This is a genomic window from Hymenobacter saemangeumensis, assembly GCF_039541835.1.
Classification (GTDB): domain Bacteria; phylum Bacteroidota; class Bacteroidia; order Cytophagales; family Hymenobacteraceae; genus Hymenobacter; species Hymenobacter saemangeumensis.
This window is the reverse complement of record NZ_BAABGZ010000049.1, coordinates 1-2,517: the sequence shown is the minus strand read 5'-3', so window position 1 is coordinate 2,517 and position 2,517 is coordinate 1. Positions and strand designations below refer to the sequence as shown.

The window sequence follows — 2,517 nt, the reverse complement described above, 5'->3', positions numbered from 1 at the left end:
TGACGAAGCCCTCGGCCACTTAGTACGGCTCAGCTATTCTGTTTCCAGTTGTTCACCTGCCGCCTATCCACGTCGTCATCTCCGACGGGCCTTACAATTGGGAAATCTCATCTCCAGGTGAGTTTCGCACTTAGATGCTTTCAGCGCTTATCTCGTCCCAGCGTAGCTACCCGGCGCTGCACCTGGCGGTACAACCGGCGCACCAGCGGCTGGTCCATCCCGGTCCTCTCGTACTAAGGACAGGTCCTGTCAAATTTCCAACGCCCACCACAGATAGGGACCGAACTGTCTCACGACGTTCTGAACCCAGCTCGCGTGCCACTTTAATCGGCGAACAGCCGAACCCTTGGGACCTTCTCCAGCCCCAGGACGTGACGAGCCGACATCGAGGTGCCAAACCTCCCCGTCGATATGAGCTCTTGGGGGAGATCAGCCTGTTATCCCCGGCGTACCTTTTATCCTTTGAGCGATGGCCCTTCCATGCGGAACCACCGGATCACTATATCCGTCTTTCGACCCTGCTCGACTGGTCAGTCTCACAGTCAAGCCCGCTTCTGCTATTGCGCTCTGCGTACGGTTACCAAGCGTACTGAGCGGACCTTTGAAAGCCTCCGATACTCTTTTGGAGGCGACCACCCCAGTCAAACTACCCAGCAGCCACTGTCTCCACACAGTTGTGGATTAGGCAGCAGGCACAGTAAGGGCGGTATTTCAACGTTGGCTCCCCGAGAACTGGCGTCCCCGGTTCAGCGCCTCCCGCCTATGCTACACATACTGAACCCACCACCAATGGCAACCTATAGTAAAGGTGCACGGGGTCTTTCCGTCCCGTGGCGGGTACTCGGCATCTTCACCGAGACTACAATTTCACCGAGCTCACGGCTGAGACAGCGCCCAAATCGTTACACCATTCGTGCAGGTCGGAACTTACCCGACAAGGAATTTCGCTACCTTAGGACCGTTATAGTTACGGCCGCCGTTTACCGGGGCTTCGATTCAAGCCTTCGCCCTTGCGGACTAAGCTCCCCTCTTAACCTTCCGGCACCGGGCAGGTGTCAGACCTTATACGTCCGCTTGCGCGTTAGCAAAGTCATGTGTTTTTGTTAAACAGTCGCTTGGGCCTTTTCACTGCGGCTTCTCTCCTTGCAGAGAGGAAGCGTCCCTTCTCCCGAAGTTACAGGACCATTTTGCCGAGTTCCTTGGCCGTGATTCACTCGAGCGCCTCAGGATACTCTCCTTGACTACCTGTGTCGGTTTGCGGTACGGGCAATGAATGGGTTAAAACGCTTAGCAGGTTTTCTTGGCAGTCGGATTAGGCACACTATCCGCGTGGCCCGAAGGCCGTGCGGTACTATCGGCGTTCGGCAAGATGGGCGTACTTAACTACCCTTCCTATACCTACGGCCTTCAACGAGCACTTCCGTCCGCTCGCGGTGCTTTCACTTCTGCGTCACTGCATCACTTCCATTCATTGGTGCTGGACTATTAACCAGCTGGCCATCGAGTTCACCTTTCGGCTGCCCCTTAGGTCCCGACTAACCCAGCTCCGATTAGCGTTGAGCTGGAAACCTTAGTCTATCGGCGTGGGGGTTTCTCACCCCCATTATCGTTACTCATGCCTACATGTGCTTTTCTCCACGCTCCACCACCTCTGACGAGATGGATTCACCGCAAGGAGAATGCTCCCCTACCACGTGCACATAATGCACATCCATTGCTTCGGTACTAGATTTGATGCCCGCGTATTATCGATGCCCGGTCGCTCGACCAGTGAGCTGTTACGCACTCTTTAAAGGAATGGCTGCTTCCAAGCCAACCTCCTGGCTGTCAAAGCAACTGGACCTCCTTTGTTCAACTTAATCTAGATTTAGGGACCTTAGCAGATGGTCTGGGTTCTTTCCCTCTCGGCCGGGGACCTTAGCACCCCAGGCCTCACTGCCGGCTATACGTACTGGCATTCGGAGTTCATCAGGATTCGGTAGGCTCTGACACCCCCTAGTCCTATTGGTAGCTCTACCTCCAGCACGCTCAACGCCGACGCTGTACCTCAATACATTTCGGGGAGTACGAGCTATTTCTCAGTTTGATTGGCCTTTCACCCCTACCCACAAGTCATCCAAATCCTTTTCAACGGAAACTGGTTCGGTCCTCCAGTTGGTTTTACCCAACCTTCAACCTGCTCATGGGTAGCTCACAAAGTTTCGCGTCTACCCCCCCCGACTGCGCGCCCTGTTCAGACTCGCTTTCGCTGCGGCTCCGTGCCTCAAAAGCACTTAACCTTGCCGGGGAGGAGTAACTCGTAGGCTCATTATGCAAAAGGCACGCCATCACCCCACAAAAGGGCTCTGACTGCTTGTAAGCACACGGTTTCAGGTTCTTTTCACTCCGGTATTCCCGGTTCTTTTCACCTTTCCCTCACGGTACTAGTTCACTATCGGTGTCTCAGGAGTATGTAGCCTTAGCGGATGGTGCCGCTGGATTCAGACGGGGTTTCTCCGGCCCCGCCTTACTCAGGAT

1 rRNA gene is annotated in these 2,517 nt (G+C 54.9%); it reads right to left on the bottom strand.

Features of this window, described 5'->3' with window-relative positions:
* A 23S ribosomal RNA gene (locus tag ABD919_RS13950) occupies positions 1-2,517 on the bottom strand; the annotation flags it as partial.